This window comes from Paenibacillus tepidiphilus (genome assembly GCF_008635795.1).
Lineage (GTDB): Bacteria > Bacillota > Bacilli > Paenibacillales > Paenibacillaceae > Paenibacillus_AQ > Paenibacillus_AQ tepidiphilus.
The window spans coordinates 1-2,519 of record NZ_VWRQ01000054.1 but is presented as its reverse complement, the minus strand read 5'-3'; the positions used below and the strand labels follow the sequence as shown (position 1 = coordinate 2,519).

The 2,519-nt window shown below is 47.8% G+C and carries 2 protein-coding genes and 1 pseudogene; all 3 read left to right on the top strand.

Annotated elements, in window-relative coordinates; translation table 11 throughout:
- Positions 1–1,167: pseudogene (locus F1379_RS30130) on the top strand (HNH endonuclease); the annotation flags it as partial.
- A gap of 17 nt (positions 1,168–1,184) precedes the next feature.
- Positions 1,185–1,844, top strand: a complete 660-nt coding sequence (locus tag F1379_RS29415) for a hypothetical protein (RefSeq protein ID WP_150276038.1) — start codon at positions 1,185–1,187, stop codon at positions 1,842–1,844.
- 101 nt (positions 1,845–1,945) lie between these two features.
- Positions 1,946–2,392 carry a SitI3 family protein gene (locus F1379_RS29410; protein WP_150276037.1) on the top strand — a complete coding sequence of 149 codons (447 nt, stop codon included), beginning with the start codon at positions 1,946–1,948 and terminating at the stop codon, positions 2,390–2,392.
- Positions 2,393–2,519 lie beyond the last annotated feature (127 nt).

Here is a 2,519-nt window from a genome sequence, read left to right as displayed (position 1 = left end):
GTCGGCACACTGGCTGCGGTGGTTGTGCTGGAGATTGTCACCGGCGGGGCCATCACCGCATTCCTTCCGGTATTGATGCAGTTCCTGATGACGGCGTTGAACGCATCGGCTGTAGTGGCTGTGGCCCAGACCCTGGCGGATGCGGCGGGCTATATCGGCCAATATCTGAGCAAGGGCTGGCAGAAGCTGGTCGAGCCCGCTTCGATCGCACTGGCGACAGCGATGGCGATGGGGCTGGTCGAACTGGCGATGGAGCTGGGCTTCAAGGGCCTGGGCAAAGGCCTGAAGAAAGCCGGCGCAGCGGTGAAGAAAGGAGCCACCGCGGCGGCCAAGGGTGCCAAGAACGCGGCAAGCGCAGGCGTACGCAGCGTCAAGAGCCTGCTGAAATCCGGGGCCACCCTCGCTTCCAAGTCAGGCAGTATGATCATCCGCAATGGTAAAGTTGTGATCAAGAGTCTGCAAAAGGGATTCACGAAGGGGGTCATGAAGCTCAAGGGTCTGCTCGGCAAGATCCTGAACAGGTTCAAGTTCAAGCGGTTTAAGCTGGAACGCAAGGGCAGACGGATCCGGCTGTACGGAATAGTTAATCCTGAGATCTTAATTGCGGAATTCGACCAGGACCCTGAGGATCTGACGAAGCGCGGGAAGAAGCCGCCAGGCAGCGCGGGCAGCGAGATTGCTGAATCTATCCAGGATTCTAAAATAACCGGGGACCCAGCTCATCACGGCGCTACAAAAAGAGATGCTGAAATAAAGGCCAAATCTGAACCTGTATCCACTAAGGAGACGGGGAATGGTAGTGAAGGTCCGAAGAAGACTAGATGGCAGTATATAACCGAGTGGCATGATAAAAGAGTTTCAGAATTGTTCGGGAATGTGAAAGGCAGAGATTTTCATCAAACAGGAAGGCATTATGATTCATACTATCAAGGGAAGGACATAGAGTATAAATCTGATAATTTTAAGAAAGGGCCGCGAACCCCATCCGAGCTGACCCGAATGGAGCGGCAGATGGATAAGGATATTATCCTTTTAAAGAGAGAGGAAGCAAAACCGCATTGGCATTTTGAACATAACCCGACAACGGCGCCTGAAATGAAGCCGCTGCTGGATAAATTGACCGGTGCGGGCATACCTTGGACCTATGGTCCGGATAAACCATTTTAGAAGGCTGGAGGATAATTATGGGCACAACCTTTGCTGAATCTATGAAAGAAACTCTTGGCTTGGCCGTTGCCAAAATTGGATACAAGTTTACATCTTCATTGATTTCTAAAGATAGCTACTGTGTATTTGTAAAGCGGTATAACGAAAAAATCGGCCTGTATATCAAATGCACCGATAATCGGGCAAAGGGAGGTGATGTTGTAGTAGCCCTATGGATCGCACCGGTTGAATTTCCCGATGACAGATTAGAAGTGCTGAGCCTCGGATTTAAAATTGTGGTCTATTCTGAATATGAAATCTCTGACGAAATTGTGCAATCCATAGGCAACAAAATCATTGAATTAAGCGGGAGTATCTCCAGTCTGGCTGCAGCAGTAGAGAAGGATATGGCCAGTCCTTTCATAGCAAAAGGAAGGCAGAAATACTACTATTATTCAAGGAGAATGTACGATTTACTCTGTTCCGAAGAAGAGCTCTCACAGTCCCTTGAAGAACTGAAATCCTCAGCCAGAAAATGTGTTGATGCCAAACTCTCCCTTAATAAACTCGTGGCTCAGTGTACCGCAGTTATTATTAAATGGGGGGACACTTACTTCTCAGATTCGATGCTGCAGATAGAGAATGAAGAAAAAGGGAGGTTATTAGCAGGCGTACTCTATGCGGAAATGCTGATCTAGCATAAATGCAATAAAATTACTATTGAAAAGAAATCTAATATACAGGTAACTATAGATTCAAAAATAGGGAGATTATTGCATAGCCTGACCAGGAGGATGACATGTTCTATTTATTCTTTTTGGCAGCCAATTGCCCTTTTCATGACGTAAAGCGGATGGTGGTTGATCTGCTTGAGGGGGCAGAGCTCAACGCAGACTCAGCAGATGAGCTTGAGCTGACAACGGATGTGTATCATTTAACGGTAACAGAAGGCGGAGACGGGGTGAAGTTCCGGAGTGAAGATTATCGGATGAGCCTGGATGTGCAAATGTGGTTTGACCTGTATGACGGCGTCGAAGGCCGATTAAATGAGCTCATGAGATTTATTGGAGCAGTGATGCAGAGGCATGAGGGCGATTGTCTGCTGGAATCCAACGGAGACACTGCCATACTGCTCCGTAAGGAGCAGCTTGTCATTGCGGATGACAGCCGGTTAAATGGAACTCAGCGCTTTCCTTTTGAACATTTAGGTGTGAGCTACCGGGAGGGAACGATCGCACTAACGTAAAAAATTTATTAAACTGTACCGTTGGTTTTCTTATATATAAGTTGAACTTAAGATTAGCCTGAATAAGGCCGGAAAGTGAATTAAAGTTATGGACTTCCGTACGCTGCCCATTCCCGTTCTCCAGATG